The sequence below is a fragment of the Microbacterium sp. MDV22-iso44 genome, from assembly GCF_058629135.1.
This window is the reverse complement of record NZ_JBZVWS010000002.1, coordinates 337,782-357,705: the sequence shown is the minus strand read 5'-3', so window position 1 is coordinate 357,705 and position 19,924 is coordinate 337,782. Positions and strand designations below refer to the sequence as shown.

At 70.0% G+C, this 19,924-nt stretch carries 21 protein-coding genes and 3 tRNA genes; 15 read left to right on the top strand and 9 right to left on the bottom strand.

From position 1 onward, the window contains the following. Window positions 1-49: 49 nt before the first annotated feature. From AC4NN1_RS08460 to AC4NN1_RS08450, 3 genes are all read right to left on the bottom strand, one after another. On the bottom strand, window positions 50-499 hold the full coding sequence (locus AC4NN1_RS08460) for a BLUF domain-containing protein (protein ID WP_491955026.1): 450 nt from the start codon (window positions 497-499) through the stop codon (window positions 50-52). Beyond that, window positions 496-747 (bottom strand): hypothetical protein, encoded by a 252-nt coding sequence (locus tag AC4NN1_RS08455; RefSeq protein ID WP_020098084.1) that lies wholly within the window; start codon window positions 745-747, stop codon window positions 496-498. The genes AC4NN1_RS08460 and AC4NN1_RS08455 overlap by 4 nt, the downstream gene beginning before the upstream one ends. Before the next feature lie 96 nt (window positions 748-843). After that, a complete protein-coding gene (locus AC4NN1_RS08450) occupies window positions 844-1,335 on the bottom strand; it encodes a YajQ family cyclic di-GMP-binding protein (RefSeq protein WP_491955025.1) in 492 nt (163 codons plus the stop codon). A 93-nt stretch (window positions 1,336-1,428) separates the two neighbouring features. Between AC4NN1_RS08450 and AC4NN1_RS08445 the strand changes: the two genes are divergently transcribed. The 5 genes from AC4NN1_RS08445 (at window position 1,429) to AC4NN1_RS08425 (ending at window position 4,467) form a co-directional block, all read left to right on the top strand. Next, window positions 1,429-2,274, top strand: a complete 846-nt coding sequence (locus AC4NN1_RS08445) for a LysM peptidoglycan-binding domain-containing protein (RefSeq protein ID WP_491955024.1) — start codon at window positions 1,429-1,431, stop codon at window positions 2,272-2,274. After that, a complete protein-coding gene (locus AC4NN1_RS08440; protein ID WP_491955023.1) occupies window positions 2,271-2,609 on the top strand; it encodes a hypothetical protein in 339 nt (112 codons plus the stop codon). Before AC4NN1_RS08445 ends, AC4NN1_RS08440 begins: the two co-directional genes overlap by 4 nt. Before the next feature lie 43 nt (window positions 2,610-2,652). Continuing rightward, window positions 2,653-3,141: an FBP domain-containing protein gene (locus AC4NN1_RS08435; protein WP_018186904.1), complete on the top strand. Its 489-nt coding sequence runs from the start codon at window positions 2,653-2,655 to the stop codon at window positions 3,139-3,141. An 87-nt stretch (window positions 3,142-3,228) separates the two neighbouring features. Next, window positions 3,229-3,313, top strand: a tRNA-Tyr gene (locus AC4NN1_RS08430). Between the two features lie 146 nt (window positions 3,314-3,459). Continuing rightward, window positions 3,460-4,467 (top strand): hypothetical protein, encoded by a 1,008-nt coding sequence (locus tag AC4NN1_RS08425; protein WP_336126192.1) that lies wholly within the window; start codon window positions 3,460-3,462, stop codon window positions 4,465-4,467. Window positions 4,468-4,480: 13 nt separating this feature from the next. On the opposite strand, the gene AC4NN1_RS08420 is transcribed toward AC4NN1_RS08425, so the two are convergent. Continuing rightward, a complete protein-coding gene (locus tag AC4NN1_RS08420) occupies window positions 4,481-6,046 on the bottom strand; it encodes a phytoene desaturase family protein (protein WP_491955022.1) in 1,566 nt (521 codons plus the stop codon). Between the two features lie 31 nt (window positions 6,047-6,077). On the opposite strand from AC4NN1_RS08420, the gene AC4NN1_RS08415 reads away from it, so the two are divergent. The 4 genes from AC4NN1_RS08415 (at window position 6,078) to AC4NN1_RS08400 (ending at window position 8,667) form a co-directional block, all read left to right on the top strand. After that, the gene (locus AC4NN1_RS08415) at window positions 6,078-6,866 is read left to right on the top strand and encodes an inositol monophosphatase family protein (protein WP_020098089.1); all 789 of its coding nucleotides are present in this window, start codon (window positions 6,078-6,080) and stop codon (window positions 6,864-6,866) included. A gap of 199 nt (window positions 6,867-7,065) precedes the next feature. Further along, on the top strand, window positions 7,066-8,433 hold the full coding sequence (locus tag AC4NN1_RS08410; RefSeq protein ID WP_491955021.1) for a M23 family metallopeptidase: 1,368 nt from the start codon (window positions 7,066-7,068) through the stop codon (window positions 8,431-8,433). 64 nt (window positions 8,434-8,497) lie between these two features. Further along, a tRNA-Thr gene (locus tag AC4NN1_RS08405) sits at window positions 8,498-8,569 on the top strand. Between the two features lie 24 nt (window positions 8,570-8,593). After that, window positions 8,594-8,667: transfer RNA gene (locus tag AC4NN1_RS08400), tRNA-Met, on the top strand. Between the two features lie 51 nt (window positions 8,668-8,718). Here AC4NN1_RS08400 and AC4NN1_RS08395 read toward each other — a convergent pair. Continuing rightward, complete coding sequence (locus AC4NN1_RS08395; protein ID WP_491955020.1) at window positions 8,719-9,228, bottom strand: hypothetical protein; 510 nt, start codon at window positions 9,226-9,228, stop codon at window positions 8,719-8,721. Between the two features lie 174 nt (window positions 9,229-9,402). Continuing rightward, window positions 9,403-9,657: a hypothetical protein gene (locus tag AC4NN1_RS08390; RefSeq protein ID WP_018186909.1), complete on the bottom strand. Its 255-nt coding sequence runs from the start codon at window positions 9,655-9,657 to the stop codon at window positions 9,403-9,405. Between AC4NN1_RS08390 and AC4NN1_RS08385 the strand changes: the two genes are divergently transcribed. Both AC4NN1_RS08385 and AC4NN1_RS08380 read left to right on the top strand, forming a co-directional pair. Further along, window positions 9,656-10,246, top strand: coding sequence for a metallophosphoesterase family protein (locus tag AC4NN1_RS08385; RefSeq protein WP_491955019.1), 591 nt, complete (start codon window positions 9,656-9,658; stop codon window positions 10,244-10,246). The genes AC4NN1_RS08390 and AC4NN1_RS08385 overlap by 2 nt on opposite strands. A gap of 67 nt (window positions 10,247-10,313) precedes the next feature. Next, the gene (locus tag AC4NN1_RS08380; RefSeq protein ID WP_491955018.1) at window positions 10,314-11,930 is read left to right on the top strand and encodes a DHA2 family efflux MFS transporter permease subunit; all 1,617 of its coding nucleotides are present in this window, start codon (window positions 10,314-10,316) and stop codon (window positions 11,928-11,930) included. 129 nt (window positions 11,931-12,059) lie between these two features. On the opposite strand, the gene AC4NN1_RS08375 is transcribed toward AC4NN1_RS08380, so the two are convergent. Then, a complete protein-coding gene (locus AC4NN1_RS08375) occupies window positions 12,060-12,785 on the bottom strand; it encodes an endonuclease domain-containing protein (protein ID WP_491955017.1) in 726 nt (241 codons plus the stop codon). Between the two features lie 441 nt (window positions 12,786-13,226). Between AC4NN1_RS08375 and AC4NN1_RS08370 the strand changes: the two genes are divergently transcribed. Beyond that, window positions 13,227-14,522 carry a M18 family aminopeptidase gene (locus AC4NN1_RS08370; RefSeq protein WP_491955016.1) on the top strand — a complete coding sequence of 432 codons (1,296 nt, stop codon included), beginning with the start codon at window positions 13,227-13,229 and terminating at the stop codon, window positions 14,520-14,522. A gap of 82 nt (window positions 14,523-14,604) precedes the next feature. Here AC4NN1_RS08370 and AC4NN1_RS08365 read toward each other — a convergent pair whose 3' ends face one another. Then, window positions 14,605-15,636 (bottom strand): aggregation-promoting factor C-terminal-like domain-containing protein, encoded by a 1,032-nt coding sequence (locus tag AC4NN1_RS08365; protein WP_363457148.1) that lies wholly within the window; start codon window positions 15,634-15,636, stop codon window positions 14,605-14,607. Window positions 15,637-15,882: 246 nt separating this feature from the next. Here AC4NN1_RS08365 and AC4NN1_RS08360 point away from each other — a divergent pair, with 246 nt between their 5' ends. The 3 genes from AC4NN1_RS08360 (at window position 15,883) to AC4NN1_RS08350 (ending at window position 18,855) form a co-directional block, all read left to right on the top strand. Then, window positions 15,883-16,494: a PadR family transcriptional regulator gene (locus AC4NN1_RS08360; protein WP_018186915.1), complete on the top strand. Its 612-nt coding sequence runs from the start codon at window positions 15,883-15,885 to the stop codon at window positions 16,492-16,494. A 5-nt stretch (window positions 16,495-16,499) separates the two neighbouring features. Continuing rightward, window positions 16,500-18,227, top strand: a complete 1,728-nt coding sequence (locus AC4NN1_RS08355) for an ABC1 kinase family protein (protein WP_018186916.1) — start codon at window positions 16,500-16,502, stop codon at window positions 18,225-18,227. Between the two features lie 70 nt (window positions 18,228-18,297). Beyond that, the gene (locus tag AC4NN1_RS08350; protein ID WP_491955015.1) at window positions 18,298-18,855 is read left to right on the top strand and encodes an NYN domain-containing protein; all 558 of its coding nucleotides are present in this window, start codon (window positions 18,298-18,300) and stop codon (window positions 18,853-18,855) included. A gap of 6 nt (window positions 18,856-18,861) precedes the next feature. On the opposite strand, the gene AC4NN1_RS08345 is transcribed toward AC4NN1_RS08350, so the two are convergent. After that, window positions 18,862-19,896, bottom strand: a complete 1,035-nt coding sequence (locus AC4NN1_RS08345; protein WP_491955014.1) for a lactonase family protein — start codon at window positions 19,894-19,896, stop codon at window positions 18,862-18,864. Window positions 19,897-19,924: the final 28 nt, after the last annotated feature.

Below are 19,924 nucleotides of genomic sequence, written 5' to 3'. Positions count from 1 at the left end.
CAGCACGACGGCCCGGATCCCTGGCGGGGTCCGGGCCGTCGTCCCTTCGTCAGCGCGGTTGGTGTGCGCGTACCCGGAACCAGAGGCTCAGCTCGCGTGCGGCGCGGAGCGTGGCCGACGGGTCGCCGTGCGCTTCGAGGTCGTCGAAGGTGTCGCGGAAGCCTTCGGGCGCGTTCTCGTCGGGCATCGCTATGGGCTCGAAGCCCATCGTCCACTCGGCGAAGTTGCGTTCCTCGATGAATTCGTCGATGAGGACGCGCAGGTGGTCGTGGCGCGGATCGCGTTCGATCTTGCCCATCGTCTCTCGGACCGCCTGCTCGGGGCCCTCGAGGATCTGGATGAAGCGGCCGTTGCGGTACAGCAGCATCCCGGTGATGTCCCGCTGCGCGTTCGAGGCCCGGCTCTGCTGGAGCAGCTCGCCGAGCGCGTCGTCGCTGAACGGGGCGGTCGCGTTGCTGGAGTACACGACGGAGAAGACGGTGTCGTCGATGGCGGTCATCGGTTCTCCCGGATCGTGAGGATGCCGTTCGTCCCCGGCGCGGGTGTCGGAACCGACGAGAGCGTCCGCATCGCGGAGACCAGGTCGGCGAACGTGCCGATCACCGCCGAACGCATGTCGAATGCGTCGTAACGCCCGTCCCGACGTCGCTCGATGTAGCCGAGGAAGTTGCCGTCACGGCTGCCGACGTGGAAGCCGTCTTCGACGCGCGCCCAGACCGTGCCGGGGGATGGGTGGTGCTCAGACACGGGGACCTCACTTACTCGTGGTGCAGAGTAGCCACGGTAGGTGAGGGCCCCGACAGCCGCGCGGGCTTGACAACCCGTTGGCCGCTCACCCGCGAGTCAGCGGTAGTTGATGAACTGCAGGTCGACGTCGAGGTCGGCGGCCTTCAGCATCCGCTGCACTTCCTGCAGGTCGTCGCGGGACTTCGACTGCACGCGCAGCTCGTCGCCCTGGATCTGCGCCTTGACCGACTTGGGTCCCTCGTCGCGGATCAGCTTCGTGATCTTCTTCGCGTCCTCGGAGGAGATGCCCTCCTTGAGCGTGGACACGAGACGGAACTCCTTGCCCGACGGCTGCGGATCCTCGGACTCGAGGCTCTTCAGCGAGATGCCGCGCTTGATGAGCTTGGACTGGAAGACGTCGAGCACGGCCTTGGCCCGCTCGTCGCTGTTCGCCTTGATGAGGATCGACTCACCGCTCCACTCGATCGAGGCGCCGGTGCCCTTGAAGTCGTAGCGCTGCGCGACCTCTTTGCGCGCCTGGTTGAGGGCGTTGTCCGCCTCCTGACGATCTACCTTGCTGACCACGTCGAACGAAGAGTCTGATGCCATGCGTTCGAGGGTACCGCTGTGCCGAGCGGATGCCGCGGGTCCCGGCATCCACATCGTTGCGCGCCCGTGATCCGAGGCCGCTAGCGTCGAGGCATGGATCGTCGGGGGAAGATCATGCTCGGTATCGCCGTGGGGGCGGTCGTGGGGTTGCTGGCGCTTGCGGCGCCGGCGGTCATCGGCATGATCCCGACGGATGAGGTGGTGGCGGAGGCGCCGTCGCCGTCGGCCAGTCCCGCGCGCATCGCGCCGCCGACCCCGACTCCGACCCCGACGCCGGAACCCACGGAGCCCGCACCCGTCGAGACGACGCCCGCACCGCCCGAGAGCAAGTGCCTGGGCGTCGCACCCGGCAAGGATCGCGGGTCGATCTCTCCCGGGGCCACCGGCGTCGTCGAGCGATCCAACGGGAAGGATCTCGCGACGGTCTACCGCGTGGTGTCGAACGATTCGTACTGGGCGATCGTCGAGCGCTTCTGCCTCGACAGCGGCGACTTCGACGCCGCCAACGCCTTCGACGGTGCGGGTGACATCTACGAGGGTGACTACCTCGCGATCCTCCCCGAGGGGACGACGACGGCAGCGGCGCTCAACGAGGCGAAGAAGGGCGGCTATCGCACCCACCAGGACTGCGACGGCATCGCCCGAATCGAGCTGTCCGAGCCCGATCCGTCGGGTCGGATCGCCGTGAGCATGACGGGGAAGCTCTTCGACTCGGGAGTGGGGGAGTACGCGGAGGGGCCGGTCGAGAAGGTCGACGGGGCACCGACCTTCTACACAGTTCAGCCGGGTGACACGTATCGCGGCATCGGCGACCGGTTCTGCGTCGACGCGATCACCGTGCAGCAGTTCAATCAGGCCGGCGGGCCGGAGCGCGTCCTGCAACCTGGAGACCGCGTGCAGCTGCGTCCGACGAGCCGGTCGATCGAGGCGAAGGGATGACGGCTCCCGGACCCGCGATGGTCGCCCAGCGAGCATGGGGGATCGCCGCCGTCACCGTCGCCGTCTTGTCCATCATTCCGACGGTTTACGTCGCGACCCTGGCCGGAACGGCCGATCCGGGATACGGCTGGTTCCTCTTCCTGTCCATCCCGATCCTCGTCGTGGGCGAGGTCATCGCGCTGCTCGTCGGCCTCGTGGGGGTGGTCTTCGCGGCCGTCCGCCGCCGTGGTTTTGGCTGGCCGGTCGCCGGCGCCGCACTCGGGCTCGCGGCGCTCGTCGTCCTCGGCGTGGCTCTGGCTCTCGCCGAAGCCGGTGCGGCTGCTCTTGTCGAATGAGGACGACGGAGCCGCGGCATCCGTCGCTTCGTAGACTGGAGTGATGCGGCCGCTGACAGAGGACCAGTTGCGCGACGTGCTCGTCAATGCGACAAGGGACGAGCGGGAACGTCTCGAACTGCCCCACGACTTCCCGATCCTCGAGTGGGATCACCTCGACTTCCTCGCCTGGCGCGATCCGACCACGCGCAGCCGCGGATACGTCGTCGCCGAGATCGGCGGCGAGCCCACCGGCATCGTCCTGCGCGCCGCGAACGGCGCCGCCCGCGCCCGATCGGCGATGTGCAACATCTGCCACACGATGCAGCCGGGCAACCAGGTGACGATGTTCACCGCGCGACGGGCGGGGGATGCCGGTGACCGCGGCGACAGCGTCGGTACCTACGTGTGCGCCGATCTGACCTGCCACGACAACGTGCGGATCGCCGGTCCGCTCGCGCCGAGCGAGATCCGCGCGAGCGTCGATCGGCGCATAGACGGCACCCGGCACCGGCTCGAATCCTTCGTGGAGCGCGTCGCCTCCGCCGCCTGAGGCCTCGGTTTTCGACATGCCCTCGGGGAGGGTAGTATCGGTGATCGCGCCTCCGGTCGACTGAGAAAGCCGGGCGGGTGCGCACCTGGCGAGTTACCCAAGCGGCCAAAGGGATCTGACTGTAAATCAGACTGCATTGCATTCGGGGGTTCGAATCCCTCACTCGCCACCAGACGAAAGAGCTGCGGACATCTCCGCGGCTCTTTCTTGTTTCTCCCCGCGTGCGCAACCCCTGTGGACATCTCCGTCGCCCACGGGGCGGTCTGACAGGATGGGGGATCGAGGGCGGGGGAGGCCTCCGCCGAAGGGATGCCGAGGATGAGCGAACCGAGCACTGCGCCGAATTCGAGCAAGATCTTCCGAGCCGCGATCTGGGTCGCGATCGGCGCCTTGATCGCCGCGGCGATCGTCTGCGTCGTCTGGGTCCTGGTGGGCGACTCCAACGGGATGGTGGCCCGGGCGTTCCTGACGATCCTCCTGCTCGCCGCCTTCGCGGGAGTGTCGATCCTCGAGGCATCCCTTGCTGAGCGCCGCCCGGCCTGGTTCGCACTGGCGAGCATCGTGTCGTGGGTCGTCGCGCTGATCGCGGGGGCGTTCATGATCTGGATGCCGGAAGCTCCCGGCGACTACGGCGTCGGCGCCGAGCGGTTCTTCAAGTTCATCCTGATCGTGCTGATCCTGCAGGCGGCCCTGCTCCACATCCGGCTCTACAGCAAGTCGTTCGCGCGACACCAGACGACCTTCACGAGCATCGTCGCCTACGTCACCATGGGCCTCGTCGTCATCCTGGCCGTCATGCTGATCATCCCGCTGCTCTTCGCCGAGTTCACCGACTTCCGCGACATCTACTGGAAGGTCGTCGTCTCGGTGACGATCCTCGCCGCCGTCGGCACTGCCCTCGTCCCGCTCGTCAACGCGCTGTTCGCCCCGAAGCGCGATCGTTCCCCGGTCTCCGGCTACGGTTCCCAGGGCTACACCGCCCAGCCGTACGGCTCCGTCGCGCAGCTCGACCCCGCGCTGACCGCTCCGGCCGCTCCCGTCCAGGCCTGGCCGACGTACGCGGACGGCCGCACCCCGCTCCCGGTCATGCCCGACGGGTCGCCCGACTGGAACGCCTACTACACCGGCCAGCCGAGCTACCCGCAGCAGCCGTACGGAGCGACGGCTCCCCAGGCACCCCCGGCTCCCGAGTCCGTTCCCGCGAATGCGCCGGCGGTTCCCCCGGCACCGCCGGTTCCGGCCGACGCGTCCCAGCCCGATCAGCCCGCACCGCCGGTCCCGCCTGCGCCGGGCGCACCGGACGTGCCGCCGCCGCCGCGCTACTGAGGCCGCGGGCCGGCTAGACCGGCAGCATCTCCAGAGCGGCCATCGCCGCGTTGTGTCCGCCGATCCCGCTGACCGCTCCACCACGGCGGGCACTCGATCCGCAGAGCAACACACCCTCGACACCGCTCGAGACTCCCCACCGTTCGGCGGGGGTCTCGAGCGGTTCGTCGTCTCGAGCCCACGGCCACGACAGCTCACCGTGGAAGATGTCGCCTCCGACCATGCCGAGGTCCCGCTCGAGGTCCGCCGTCGTGCGGGCCTCGACGCAGGGGCTCCCGTCCGGTGCCCGGTACAAGAGGTCGGCGATCGGCTCGGCCAGCACCGAGTCCAGCGACCGCTCGGCCGCCGCCCACAGGGCGTGGCGGTCCGCGGCACCTCTGGCGACCAGTCGATGGGGGACCTGCAGCCCGAACAGGGTGAGTGTTTGCGCCCCCGACGCGCGCAGCTCGGGTCCCAGGATCGACGGGTCGGTGAGGGAGTGGCAGTAGATCTCCGCCGGCAGCGGATCTGGGATTGCTCCCCCCGCCGCACGGTCGTGGGCGGCATCCACCTGCGACAGGGTCTCATTGATGTGGAACGTGCCGGCGAACGCGGCGCGAGCGTCGACCGAGGTGTCCCGCAGTCGGGGCAGGCGGGACAACAGCATGTTGACCTTGATCTGCGCCCCCTCGGGACGGGCGGCGCCGGTGCCGATGCCGCCGCCGGCGCGCAGGAGGCCGGCGAGCACCGCCGCGCCCACGCCGCTCAGAATGAGCCGCGCCCCGAGCCGTTCGCCGTCGGCGAGTTCCACGTCACCGTCGGGGGAGACCGCGACGACCTCGGCGCCGGTTCGGATCTCGGCGCCCGCCGACCGGGCCGCGCGCTCGAGCTCGGCGCTGACGGCACCCATGCCGCCGACCGGGACGTCCCAGTCCCCGGTTCCGCCACCGATGACGTGATAGAGGAAGCAGCGGTTCTGACGGAGCGACTCGTCGTCTGAGTGGGCGAAGGTTCCGATCAGGCCGTCCGTGAACGCGATGCCGCGGGCGACGTCGGTCGCCAGTGCCCCTCGGATGAACTCGCCGAGCGGACGGCCCGACACCGCCTCCCAGAGGGCGTCGTCGCCGACGGCGGCGCGGACGGTGGACTCTCTCCGCAGAGGCGCCGTGACGGTCGGGAAGAGCGCCCTGCCCAGCGGGGCCACCCTCTCGTACAGTGCCGAGAACCGTGCCGCCTCGCCGTCGTCGCCCGTCGCGTGCGCGAAGCTCGCCGCGGTGGCGGCGGCATCCGCGTTGTCGATGAGGATGCCGCGGTCCGGGGAATCCGGCATGGGCGTGTACGACGAGTAGCGTCGCCGCTCGAGTCGGATGTCGAGTCCGAGATCGTCGATCACGGTGCGGGGGAGCAGGCTGACGAGGTACGAGTAACGAGACAGGCGCGCGTCCACTCCCGGCCAGGGGCGCTCCGAGACGGCTGCGCCGCCGACGTGACGCTGACGTTCGAGCACCGTCACGGTGCGTCCCGCGCGGGCGAGATAGGCAGCGGCGACGAGGGCGTTGTGCCCTCCGCCCACGATGACGACGTCGCGGATGGCGCTCATGATGCTCAACCTAGCGGCGTACCGTGGAGGGATGGATGCCGCTGCGCTCGCCGACCTCGCCCTCGACATCGCCCGTGACGCCGGCGCCCTGGCGCTGCGCCGTCGCCAGGAGGGTGTCGCGATCGCCGCGACTAAGTCCGTCATCGCCGACATCGTCACCGAGGCGGACCGTGAGGTCGAAGCCCTCATCCGCGCGCGGCTCGCCGCCGAGCGCCCCGACGACGGCTTCCTCGGAGAGGAGTCCGGTGCCGAGCGGGGCACGTCCGACATCACGTGGGTCGTCGACCCGATCGACGGGACCGTCAACTACGCCTACGGGATGCCGCACTACGCCGTGAGCATCGCGGCGGTGTCCGGAGAACCGACGCCCCCGACCTGGACGGCCCTCGCTGGAGTCGTCCACAACCCGGCTGTCGGCGAGACGTTCCACGCGGTGCGCGGTGGCGGAGCCTGGCGGGGCGAGGAGCGCCTCGCCGTGTCGAGCGTCGGCGAGGCGGGTGGGCTCGTGGCCACCGGCTTTGGGTACGACCCGAAGTACCACGAGGAGGACCTCGCCCGCGTCGCCGCGGTCATGCCGCTCTTGCGCGACCTGCGTCGCGCTGGAGCGGCGTCGCTCGACCTCGCGTACGTGGCCGCCGGGCGGCTGGACGGCTACTTCGAGCGCGGCCTCCACCCCTGGGATCACGCCGCCGGCGCACTGCTGGTCACCGAGGCGGGCGGGCGGATCACGGGCGCTCCCGGTGGATTCCCCGGGCGCGACATGACCGTCGCGGCGGGCCCCGAGCTGTTCGCGCGCCTGACGGCCACGATCGGGTTGTGAACGGACATCCCATTCCCAGGCCCGTTCGTGTAGCGTGTTTATCTGATCGTTACCTTCGCTGCCCGAGCGAGGGTGTCTGTCCTTGAAGCCCCGCGGCCCAGGCCGCTCTACCCGAGAGCCCGCACGTTTGACTTTCGAGACCTCCCCGACTGACGCGCCCGCTGCGCGTCGCGATCGGCGACCCGCCGCGTCCGGCTCCATGCCGTTGACCCGTGCGGAGTATCGCAAGCAGGCTGCGGCCCCGGTCAGCGACGCCGAGACGGCAGCTGTCCAGGCCGTCGCCGCCATGGGTGACGTCATCGCCATGATCCAGGCCGCCGACGCCCCGGCGCTGCGCCGTCGCCGCACGCGTGCCGTTGCGGCGGACTCCTCGGCAGCAGACCTCGCGCCCGTGTCGCTGGCGGAATCCGTCGTGTCCGAGACCATCGCCGACGCCGTCATCGCCGACTCGGTCCCCGTGCCGTCTGCCGATGTCGCATCCGTCATTGCGGCGAGCCCGGTCGCGCAGACGCCGGTCGCCTCCGTCCCGCTGCGTCGTCGCGTTCGCTCTGCGCGCTCCACGACTGCCGAGGCCACCGCGACCCCCGAGGCGACGCCGGTTCGCGAGTTCCTCGACGAGACGATCGTCCTCCCGTCCGCGGACTCGACGCACGCCTCCGGCCACGACGCGGCTCCCGGCATCGACGAATTCGAACTCGCGGCGAAGGTGTTCTCCTTCACCGGCGAGACGCCGATCCAGGTCGCCCGCGCAGCCGCTGACGCCGACGAGCAGACTCAGCGCAAGACCCGTGTCCGCATGGCCGACCAGCCCCCGCGCCCTCGGCGCGGCCGCGTCGTGTTCAAGCGGCTGGCCGCGGCATCCTTCTCGGTCAGCGTCGTCGGCGTCGTCGGCCTTCTCGCCATTGGAACGACCACCCCGGTTGCGGCCGTGGGTGCGTTCGGCCAGGAGGTCCGCGGCGACATGACGCTCGCCAGCGAGAAGACCACGACCGAGGCTCCCGAGATCCAGGCGTACGTCTCGGGTTCGACGGCCGCCGCCGGTGATCTCGCGCGTTCGGACGAGTACGACATCGAGTCCATGGCCGACGTGGCCGCCGAATCCGGCGTCACCAAGTTCGCGGGAACGTGGGTGAACGATGCGACCGCCGAGGTGCAGTGGCCGTTCCCGGTCGGTGTGCCGATCTCGGCGCAGTTCGGATCCACCTCGTACCTGTCGAAGTTCTCGCGGGTGCATCACGGCACCGACTTCACCCCCGGGCGCGGCGCCGAGATCCACGCGGTCGCAGCGGGTACCGTGCGCATCGCCACCGAAGCGGGCGGGGACTACGGCGTGACGGTCGTCCTCGACCACATCATCGACGGCCAGCTCGTGTCGACCCGCTACGGCCACATGGAGTACGGCTCCCTCCGCGTTTCGCCCGGCGAGACCGTCAAGGCCGGCCAGGTCCTCGGCAAGGTCGGCAGCACGGGCAAGTCCACCGGTCCTCACCTCCACCTCGAGGTGCTGCTCGGCGGAACCACCCGCATCGATCCGCTTCCGTGGCTGAAGGAGCACACGCGAGGCTGACCCGGTTACAGAGGGATGCCGCGACTCTGGTATCCTCTTCTAGTTGCCCGCTTGCGGGCAGCACGCCCCGATAGCTCAGTGGCAGAGCACTTCCATGGTAAGGAAGGGGTCGTCAGTTCAATCCTGACTCGGGGCTCGCAGCATCCTTCAGATGCGCCACGGCGGGGTAGCTCAGCTGGTCAGAGCGCACGACTCATAATCGTGAGGTCGCGGGTTCAAGCCCCGCTCCCGCTACGCAAAACCCCTGGGCTCCACCCCAGGGGTTTTGTCATGTCCGGGCGGGGGTCAGCTCGCCGTTCCCATCGCGTCCAGCAGCGCATCCTCCGGATCGACCGGTCGCGGTGGCCGCCGCTCACGGCGTGCACGTGACAGGAGCGCCACTGCTCGCGCCGCTGCTGCGCAGATGCCGCAGAGTACGGCGACACCCAGCATCCGCAGACTCAGGACGGGTTCGCCCTCCAGCGACGTCCACGGGAGCATGACCCAGACGACGGGGACGGAGGCCACAGCGCCCAACGCCCCGAACGCGACGATGTGCACCCACGTCGAGGTGACGGTCCGCAACGCTCGCGCCGTCAGCCACGCCAGCGGCGAGCCGAGGCAGCAGAGGATGAATACGGCGACGGTGCTGAAAGCGAGGAACCAGCCGAGATAGTCGAACCCGCCGCCCGGCGAGGAGGCCTCGGCCCCCCAGTACGCGCCGACCATGACCGATCCGAGCGCCCACGTCGTGAGCGTGTGCACCGTGATGTCGGCCGACGTGAACGGCACCTGCGCATCGGGAGCGGTATTCATGACCTGAATCTGACACAGATCGTGGGGGAGGTGAAGACGCAGGTCGAACCGCGGCATCCTCACCTATCGGCGGATGCAAGGGATTCGACGCGACACGCCGCCTCACCGGGTCGGTGGGCGGCGTGTCGAGCACGATCTGTTGCGTCGGTGAACGTGATGCGTCGATCCGGCGAGTCAGACGTCGATGGGGGAGAGGTCGCCCTCGCCCTCCTCGCCGAGCTCGACGACGACCGGATCCTCGCCCTGCGATTCGGGCTGGATGTCGGTTGCGGCATATGTCTCCTCGGGCTCGTCCGCGGGGATGTCGAGGGGACGTCCCTCGAACTCGGCGTCGGCGGCCTCGGTGTCTCCGACCGTGGTGTCCTCGGTGGGTGCGTCATTCGGGTCGAGGCGGATGCCGTCGTCGCCGGTCTGCTCGGGAGTGCTCATGGTTGTTCCTTCCTTCGAGAACCCCACCTTCACCCACTCCACCTTGCTCACGCAGAGGCTGTCGCGTCGCGCCGGGCTGGGCTACCCTGCCGCGGTGACCACGCGACTGCTGCTGATCTCCGACACCCACATCCCCGGCCGTGCGCGCACTCTGCCCGACGCGGTCAGGCGCGAAGCGGATGTCGCCGACCTCATCGTCCACGCGGGGGACTGGGTCGCGGCATCCGTCCTCAGTGACCTTCGTGAGCACGGTGACGTGCTCGGCGTGTACGGCAACAACGACGGCGAGGACCTGCGCGCCGTCCTCCCCGAGATCGCGCGTCGCGAGATCGAGGGGGTTCGCGTCGCCGTGGTGCACGAGACCGGGCAGAAGCACCGCCGCGAGGAGCGGATGGATGCTGCCTTCCCCGATGCCGACCTGCTGGTCTTCGGCCACAGCCACATCCCGTGGGACACGACGTCGCCGAGCGGGATGCGGCTCCTGAACCCCGGTTCGCCGACCGATCGACGGCGTCAGCCCCATCACACGCTGATGGTGGTGGAGCTCGCGGACGGCGGCATCCGTTCCGTGGATCTTCGTCGCATCTGACGGGTTGCACCCCGCCGTCGGAGGAGTACTATCGCTGTCGGATTGCTAGAAAAGCGAGGTAAATCTCATGGCGAAGGACTCCCGCCGGTGGCTCGGACTGGTCTTCATCAGTGTCGCGGTATCGCTGATCATCGTCGACTCGACGATCGTCAACGTCGCGGTGCCGTCGATCGTCGAGGAGCTGAAGATCAGCTCGACCGAGGTGCAGTGGGTCCAGGAGGTCTACACCCTCGTCTTCGCCTCGCTGCTGCTGCTGTTCGGTGCCTTCGCCGACCGCTTCGGCCGGCGCCGCGTCATGCTCATCGGCGTCTCGGTCTTCGCGGCGTCGTCGGTGCTGGCGAGCTTCGCGCCGACGGGTGAGCTGCTGATCCTCGCCCGCTTCGTGCAGGGCGTCGGCGGAGCGATGATCCTGCCGACCACCCTGTCGCTCATCAACTCGACGTTCCGCGGCCGTGAGCGCGGTATCGCGTTCGCCGTCTGGGGATCGACGATCGGCGGCATGGCCGCGGTCGGCCCGCTCCTCGGCGGCTGGCTGACCACGGCGTTCTCGTGGCGGTGGGCGTTCGGCATCAACATCCCGCTCGGCATCATCATCGTCATCGGTGTGCTGCTGACCGTCGCCGAGTCGCGGGAGAGCCGCAAGCGCTCGATCGACGGGGTGGGCGCTCTGCTGTCCGTCATCCTCTTCGGCTCGCTCGTGTTCGGCCTGATCGAGGGCAGGACGTTCGGCTGGTGGCTCGCCGAGGACGGTCTCACGATCGGCGGCTGGACCTGGCCGCTCTCCGTCTCGCCGATCCCCTTCGCCTTCGCCATCACTCTCGTCGCGCTGGTCCTGTTCGTCTGGTGGGGGCTCCGCCGCGGTCGCCGCGGCCAGGACCCCCTCATCGACTTCTCGCTGCTGCGCATCTCGTCGTTCCGGAACGGCAATATCGCGGCCCTCGTCGTCTCGCTCGGCGAGTTCGGGCTCATCCTCGCGCTGCCGCTGTGGCTCCAGTTCGTCCTCGGCTTCGACGCGCTCCAGGTCGGGCTCCTCCTCCTGGCCCTCGCCGGGGGATCGTTCGTTGCGAGCGGCGCCGCGGGCGCGTTCAGCGGCAAGGTCCCGGCGGTCGTCGTGGTGCGCGTCGGCATCCTCGCCGAAATCATCGGCATCGCCTGGGCGGGGTTCATCATCGGACCGGAGGCCGCCTGGGGCTGGCTCATCCCCGCTCTCGCCGTCTACGGGTTCGGCGTCGGACTCGCGACGGCCCAGCTGACCGGTGTCATCCTGCAGGACGTCCCCGTCGAGAAGTCGGGCCAGGGCTCCGGGATGCAGTCCACCGCCCGCCAGGTCGGGTCGGCACTCGGCGTCGCGATCCTCGGGACGGTCCTGTTCACGACGACCGGCGGCGTGCTCGCGGCATCCCTCGACGATGCCGGCGTCCCGTCGACCGCCGCCGACAAAGTCGTGACGGCCGTCGTCGACTCGGCGGGAGCGGCGATCGCCGGTCTCGAGGCGGACCCGTCGCAGGCGCAGATCGCGGATGCCGCGCGCACCGCCTTCTCGGACGGCACGCGCGCCTCGGCTCTGACAGCCGCCGGCTTCCTCGTCATCGGGCTGGGCGCGACGTTCGCTCTCGGTTCCGGCCGCCGCCGCGACGACGAGGCTCCGGGACCTCAGCCAGCGGAGCACTTCCAGGGAGCGTGACCGTCATTCCCCTGTCGCAACACGCCGCGCGCGGCCGCAGTTCGCGACAGGGGAACGCAGCCCACGCCGGCGGCCGGCACTCGCCTGTCACAACACGCCGCCGGGTCTCGCCGTTCGTGACAGCGGAGGTCAGTGCGCCGTGAGAGCGGCATTGACCTTCGCGGCCGCCTGAGCGTGCGCACCGAACACGTCCGCTTTCGTGATGCGGACCACGGTCCATCCGGTGGCGCGCAGCGCGTCGTAGCGCTCGATGTCGTATGCCCACTGCCCGGGATCGAGCAGGTGATGCTCGCCCTCGTACTCGACCGCGACACGCGCACCCGGATAGACGAGGTCCCCCGTCGCCACGACGCGGCCGCCGGCGACGATCGGGTGGTTGAGACGTGGTTCGGGCAGTCCCGCGTCGAACAGCGCGAGCCGCAGATGGCTCTCCGGCCGCGAAGCCGCCCGGGTCCGGAGCAGGGGAAGCGCTTCGCGAAGTGAGCGGATGCCGACCCGTCGCCCGCGGTCGATCGCAACCGCCAGTTCATCGACAATCGCGAGGGGATGCGGCACCCGCCACGTTCGCACGATCGCGTCGCCCGCGGCGACGAGGTCCCGTTGCGAGCGCAGGATCGCGCCGAGCGTCGCCCATGTCGACGCGGGGTCCGTCACGCGGAGTCCGGTCGTGGGGTGGGTCGCGAACCGTGCGATGCCAGGGAGCAGTTCGTGGCCTCGCACCCCGGCGGAACGGGGGAGCCGTCGCGGGCCTTCGACTCCCACGTGCACTCGACGATCATGCAGCACACCCGGTGGAAGGGGGATGTCCCAGATGACGGCCGCGGTGACATGGCTGAAGGCTTCATGCGGAGCCATCCTCGCGGCGTACTGCCGTGCGCGAAGGAGGTGCGCCGCCTCGGCGTCTCCTCGTGGCATCCCGACGCGATCAGATCCTGAGTCGTCGTGCGCGTCTCGACGCTCCCGAACACCGTGGAATGGCCGCACGAGGTCGCCTCTTCGCAGTCGACTCGTCGGGATACCGGCTGCCCGAGCAGAGGCGACCGAGAACCGCTCGCCGAGCGACGCGGGAAGGGGGTGCATCCGTCCAGCGTCCCGCCGACGTCGACCCCGCCGCCGCTGGGCTGTGGAGTCGTAGAGGGGACGCCGCCGATCCCCGCCTGTGCAGAAGGCCTCCCCTGTCTTGAACTCCGAGCCGCCGCGGCGTGTCGTGACAGGGGAAGTGGCTGGGGTGGCGCGAAGCGCGGCCGAACTACGATCGGAGGGTCCCGCCCGGCATCCTTCTCTGGAGGTACACCCATGTCCACGCCCCTCACCGGCTCGGCAGCGCTCGACCACGCCGCCGATCTCGCCGACTTCGTCGCCGCCTCGCCCTCGAGCTACCACGCTGCCGCCGAGGTCGCCCGCAGAGTGCGCGACGCGGGCTTCACGGAGCTCGACGAGCGCGACGCATGGCCCTCCCAGCCCGGCGGGCGGTTCTTCGTCGTGCGCGACGGAGCTGTCCTCGCGTGGGTCGTCCCGAACGGGGCGGATGCCGCGACCGGCGTCCATGTCTTCGGCGCGCACAGCGACTCCCCGGCCCTGAAGCTCAAGCCGCGTCCCACGACGGGGAGCCTCGGCTGGCTGCAGGCCGGCGTCGAGGTCTACGGCGGGCCGCTGCTGAACTCGTGGCTCGACCGGGAACTGCGCCTCGCCGGTCGCCTCGTGCTCGACGACGGGACGAGCGTCCTCGCCGCGACGGGCGCTCTCCTGCGCCTGCCGCAGCTCGCCATCCACCTCGATCGCGAGGTCAACGACGGCCTCGCCCTCGAGAAGCAGCGTCAGACCCAGCCGGTCTGGGGCCTCGGCGACGCGGACTCCGCCGACCTGCTCGGCGAGCTCGCCGCCGAAGCCGGCGTCGACGCCTCGCGCATTCGCGGGTACGACGTCGTCACGGCCGACGCCGCCCGAGGGGCTGTGTTCGGCAAGGGCGATGTGTTCTTCGCCTCGGGCCGTCTCGACGACCTCGCCTCGGTCCACGCCGGCGTCGTCGCCCTCGAGCGTGCGGCCGACGGGTTCGACGCGGAGCGCATCGCGATGCTCGCCGTGTTCGATCACGAGGAGGTCGGGTCCGCGACCCGCTCGGGTGCCGCCGGTCCCTTCCTGGCCGACGTCCTCGAGCGCATCCAGCTCTCCCTCGGCGCCGACCGCGAGCAGCAGCTGCGCTCGCTCGCCTCGTCGTGGTGCGTCTCCAGCGACGTCGGGCACGCGGTGCACCCGAACTACGCCGAGAAGCACGACCCGGTGGTGCAGCCTCGCCTCGGTTCCGGCCCGATCCTCAAGATCAACGCGAACCAGCGCTACGCCACCGACGGCGCCGGCGCGGCCGCCTGGCACGGCTGGTGCGACGCCGCCGGTGTCGGCTCGCAGGAGTTCGTCTCGAACAACGCCGTGCCGTGCGGCTCGACCATCGGTCCCATCACGGCGACCCGGCTCGGGATCGCGACGGTGGACGTCGGCATCCCGATCCTGTCGATGCACTCCGCGCGCGAGCTCGCCGGCGTGAGTGACCTGCACGACCTGTCGCGGGTAGCGGAGGCCTTCTTCACCGCCTGAGGCTCAACACCGAAACGACGGATGCCGCGGGCCCGCCGACGTCATGTCGGGGACCCGCGGCATCCGCGGTGTCAGCTGGTGATCAGTACCAGCCGTTGTTCTTCGAGTGGTTCCAGGCGCCGCACGGGCTGCCGTAGCGCCCGTCGATGTAGCCGAGGCCCCAGGCGATCTGCGTGGCGGGGTTGGTCTCCCAGTCGGATCCGGCGCTGCTCATCTTGCTGCCGGGGAGCGCCTGCGGGATGCCGTACGCGCCGCTCGAGGAGTTGTGCGCGCGGTAGTTCCAGCTCGACTCCTTGTCCCAGAGCGAGACGAGGCAGGAGAACTGGTCGTCGCCCCAGCCGTAGTTTCCGAGCATGCCCCGCGCGGTCGACTGCGCGGCGGCGGCCGACGTGCCGCTGCGGGCCTTGCCGCTGGTGGGGATGGAGCTCGACGAGCTGGACGAAGAAGAAGACGACGAGCGGGACTCGCTGGCCTCGGCCTCTGCGGCCGCTGCCTCTTCGGCAGCCTTCTTCTCGGCTGCGGCCTTGGCGGCAGCCTCGGCCTTGCGCTTCTCCTCGGCGAGGCGTTCCTTCTCCTTGGCGATCGCGGCGTCGAGACGTCCCCGGAGGGCGCTGGTCTTCTCGGTGACGGCGGTGATCTCGGTCTCGAGCTCGGCCGTCGCGTCGCGGGTGTCGAGCAGGAGCGGCAGCGACGACACGGTCTCGAGGTCGTCGACGGCCTTCGAGAGGCCGTCGGTCGGGACCGTGATGTCTGTCGTGCCGACGTTGAGCTTGGATGCCGTGATGTCGGCGGTCACGTCGGTGGAGGCGGCCGCGGCGTCCTGCGCACGCTGGAGCGTGGACTGGATCTTCGACTCCGGAGCGGACGTCGCGACACCGTCGGTCAGTGACTCGGGGAGCTTCTGAGTGAAGGAGGCCAGGGCGATCGCCGGAGTGGAGGTCTCCGATGATGCGGCCTGCGGCGCGGGGGCCATGGCGGTCGCGCTCGCGGCGATGACGAAGGCCGTGGTCAGCGTCGAGAGGACGAGGACCGGGCGCCGCCGGAGGCGACGGGCTTCGATCTGGGTGGAGCGGATGGAGCGGCGGGTGGAGGGCACAGTTGAGTCAGTAGGCATGCAGCAGTAATGGTTCCGTGTAGCGAGGGCACGCCTGTGAAAGGCGAGCGTGACCGTTCGGGCGGGCACGAGTCGCCCACTCTGGCCGACGTACCTGAGCGTTACCCGAACGTTACCTGGATGTCCTCGATCGGTCACCCGCTCACAAAAGTCCTGATCACGGAGCCTGGCAACTTCCTGAGGTCCGCCGCGGACCCTTCCAAGCGATATATCGTTGTGTATCGGTCACCACGTTAAGGAGACATCATGAACAGTCCATTCGGTTCGCAGGGCTTCGGGTCCAGCGGCTTCGGCGGCAGCGGCCGCGGGTTCGGATCCGGCCCCCAGGGCATGGATCTCGGCAACCTCGGTGCCGGGCTCATGGAGGCGTTCGAACAGTTCCGCACGTCGTTCGATCAGCGTCCCGGCCCCTCCCGTATGAGCCGCGGGGACGTCCGGACCGCGGTGCTCGCGCTCCTCTCCGAGAAGCCCATGCACGGGTACCAGATCATTCAGGAGATCGATTCGCGAAGCGGCGGATCGTGGAAGCCCAGTGCGGGGTCGGTCTACCCGACGCTGCAGCTCCTCGCGGACGAGGGGCTCATCGTCGCCGAAGAGGCGGGCGGGCGGAAGACGTACTCGCTCACCGACGCGGGTCGGATGGTCGCTGACGAGGCGGCCGGCTCGGCGCCCTGGGAGACCGCTGGCCCGACGAAGGAGCACCACCCGCGCGCGACGGCGCTGCCGAAGGCGGGCGTCGAATTGGCGCAGGCCGCCGCGCAGGTGGCGCGATCCGGGTCCCCCGAGCAGGTGGCGGAGGCCGTGGAGATCCTCGAAGAGGCTCGCCGTCGGCTCTACGCTCTGCTCGCGCAGGGCTGATCCGCGTGGCAGCACGGCGTCGGGAAGGCGAGAACCTTCCCGACGACCGCGACGCGCGGGCGCGCTATCGACGGATCCTCCGTTTCGCGGCGAGGGCACTTGCCGTCACATGGTGGTTCGAGCTCTTCCTGCCGCGCATCGGCCTCGGCTGGATCGGTGTGCGGGGGCGATCGGCGCGTATGCAGCGCATCGCCCGCCGATTCCACGGGCTCGCGATCGACCTCGGTGGCCTGATGATCAAGGTGGGCCAGTTCATGTCGTCGCGCCTGGACGTCCTCCCTCCCGAGATCACGAAGGAACTGGAAGGACTGCAGGACGAAGTCCCTGCCGTCCCGTTCCCCGAGATCCGTGCCGAGGCCGAAGGGCAGCTCGGCGTGCCGCTCGACCGCGCGTTCGTCGCCGTGGAGAGCGTGCCGGTGGCCGCGGCATCCCTCGGTCAGGCCCATCGGGCCCGGCTGTCGGAGGAGGATGCCGCCCTCACCGGGCTCGACGCCGTCATCCTGAAAGTGCAGCGCCCCGGGATCCAGCGGATCGTCGACACCGATCTCGCGGCGCTGCGTCGCGTGGGCCGGTGGCTCAGCCACGTCCGCATCGTGTCGGACCGCGTCGACGCCCCCCAGCTCGTCGAGGAGTTCGCCGAGACGAGTCTCGAGGAGATCGACTACCTGCAGGAGGCGGCCAACGGCGAGCGGTTCGCGGCGGACTTCGCCGGTGATCCCCGCGTGGGCGTCCCCGCGGTCGTCTGGGAGCGCACGTCCCGTCGCGCGCTCACGCTCGAGGACGTCACGGCGATCAAAATCACCGACCACGACGCGTTGCGTGCCGCCGGGATCGATCCCGCCGAGGTCGCGAAGGTGTTCGCGTCGGTCATGTTCGACCAGGTGTTCACCCACGGGTTCTTCCACGCCGACCCGCATCCGGGGAACATCTTCGTCACACCCCTCACGGGGACGGATGCCGCCGGTGCCGACGCCCCGTCGTGGCGGCTCACCTTCATCGACTTCGGCATGATGGGCGAGGTCCCGCCGGGTCTGCGGAACGGATTGCGGCGCCTCATGATCGCCGTCGCCGCCCGCGACGGCGTCGCGCTCGTGCAGAGCATCCGCGACGTGGGCGTTCTGCTGCCGAGCGCGGACACGACCGAGCTCGAACGAGCGATGACGCAGCTCTTCGCTCGCTTCGGCGGCATGGGGTTCGCCGAACTCCGCGAGGTGGACCCGCGGGAGTTCCGCGCGTTCGCGATCGAGTTCCAGGACGTCGTGCGGGCACTCCCGTTCCAGCTGCCGGAGAACTTCCTCCTCATCGTTCGCGCGATGTCGCTGACCTCGGGTGTCTGCAGCGCGCTGGATCCGACCTTCAACCTCTGGGATGCGGTCGAACCTTACGCCTCACGTCTCGTCCGCGAGGAAGGACGTAACGCCGTCGGCGACGTCCTGCGGCGTGCCGTCTCGAGCATCACGACCGCGTCGCGGCTGCCGGGGCGCGTGGATGAGCTCATCACGCGTGTGGAGGACCGGCGGATCTCGTTCCCCGACCCGGCACTGGAACGCCGCGTCGCGCGGCTGGAGCAGCTGGGCCGTCGCACGCTGTCGGGACTGCTGTTCGCCGCCCTCCTGGTCGGTGGGGCGACACTGCGTCCCGACGACCCGGTTCTCGGCGGCGTCCTGATGACCGGTTCGCTCCTGCCTCTCGCCCACGCGCTCCTGGCGGGCGTCTTCGGCCGCCGCGGGTGACGGGCGGCCGCCGCCTAGGATGAGTCGGGCGCACCGGCACAGCTCTGACGGTGCGCGTGGAGGAGGCGGCATGGCCGACAACCGGAGGACCTGGATTCTCGTCGACGGCGAGAACATCGACGCGACCCTCGGCGGATCGATCCTGGGGCGGCGCCCCCAGCCCGACGAGCGGCCCCGGTGGGACCGCATCCTCACCTTCGTCGCCGACCAATGGAATCAGGACGCGCGCGGCCTCTTCTTCCTGAACGCCTCGATCAACCTGCCGATGTCGTTCGTGCAGGCCCTCCTCGCGCTCGGCTACCAGCCCGTGCCGCTGTCGGGCGACCCCGACGAGAAGGTCGTCGACCTCGCCATCCAGCGGACGCTCCAGGCGCTGCAGCAGCACGGTGACGACGTGGTGCTCGTCAGTCACGACGGCGACTTCGTCGACGACCTCGGCGTCCTCGCCGACGGATCGCGACGCATCGGCGTGCTGGCATTCGAGGAGTTCCGCAACGCCGGCTTCGCTCAGATCCCCGGCATCCGCTTCTTCGATCTCGAATACGACGCCGGCGCGTTCGACGCGCAGCTGCCGCGCGTGCGGATCATCCCGATCGACGAGTTCGACCCGGAGCAGTTCCTGCGCTGAGCGGGGTCAGGCGAACCGCACCCAGTTCGCGCCGCGGCCGGTCTCGTACCGCCCCTGCAGGTGCAGGTCGGCGCCGTCGACGCGGTACAGCGAGACTGTCGTCGACCGCTCGCCCGCCGCGACGAGCAGCGCGCGGTCGTCGCTCACGGCGAACCCGCGCGGCTGCTCCTCGGTCGCCGCGAAGCCGGTCGGCGCGCTGAGCGAGCCGTCGGCGTCGATGCGCAGCGCCGCGAGGGTGCTCGCCGTGCGCTCCGACGCCCACACGACGCCGTCGGTGAGGTGGATGTCGGCGCCCCAGACGTAGTGGTTCTCGCGCGGGTCCTCGTCGATGACGCTGTGGCGGAGCTTCTCGGACGGGTCGTGGGCCGGGGTCGCGTCGACGAAGTCGAGGATGCCGCTCACCGGGTCGCGGCGGAAACGCAGCACCTCGCCGGTGAACTCGGTGAGGACGTAGACGTTCCTCTCGTCGTCGCTGAACGCGAGGTGCCGCGGTCCACTCCCTGCGGGGGCGTCCGCGGTCGCCGGGTCGAGCGGGGAGAGGGAGAGGTCGTCGCCCAGTGCGTACTGGGCGATGAGGTCGGTCTCGAGCGAGACGAAGTAGGCGTGGCGCCCGTCGCCGCTCGCGAGCACCGAATGCAGCCGCGGGAACCGCACCTCGGCGGTCGGTGCGGAGACGACGCCGTCGTCGCCGACCGCGCACACGATGCCGTACCCGCCCGAGTAGGCCGCGCCGAGCAGCACGGAACCCTGCCGCGTCAGCGAGAGGTAGTTCATCGCGCCACCGGGCAGCGCGACCCGCGAGAGCGGGGTGAGCGCGCCGGTCTCGCGATCCAGGGCGAGGGTCAGGATGCCGGCGTCCGGGTTGTCGTCGTCGGCCTTCACCGATGCGTACACGAGGCCACGGTCGACGTCGACGGCGAAGTTCGAGCAGCCGGTGGTGCCCGCAGTGACGGCGAGGCGTTCGAGCCCGGCATCCGTCACGTGGAACGTGCTGATCGAGGAGTCACCGGCATTGGCCACGAGGACGAGCGAAGAGGACATGATCCGATCGTATGCCGCTGACCGGAGC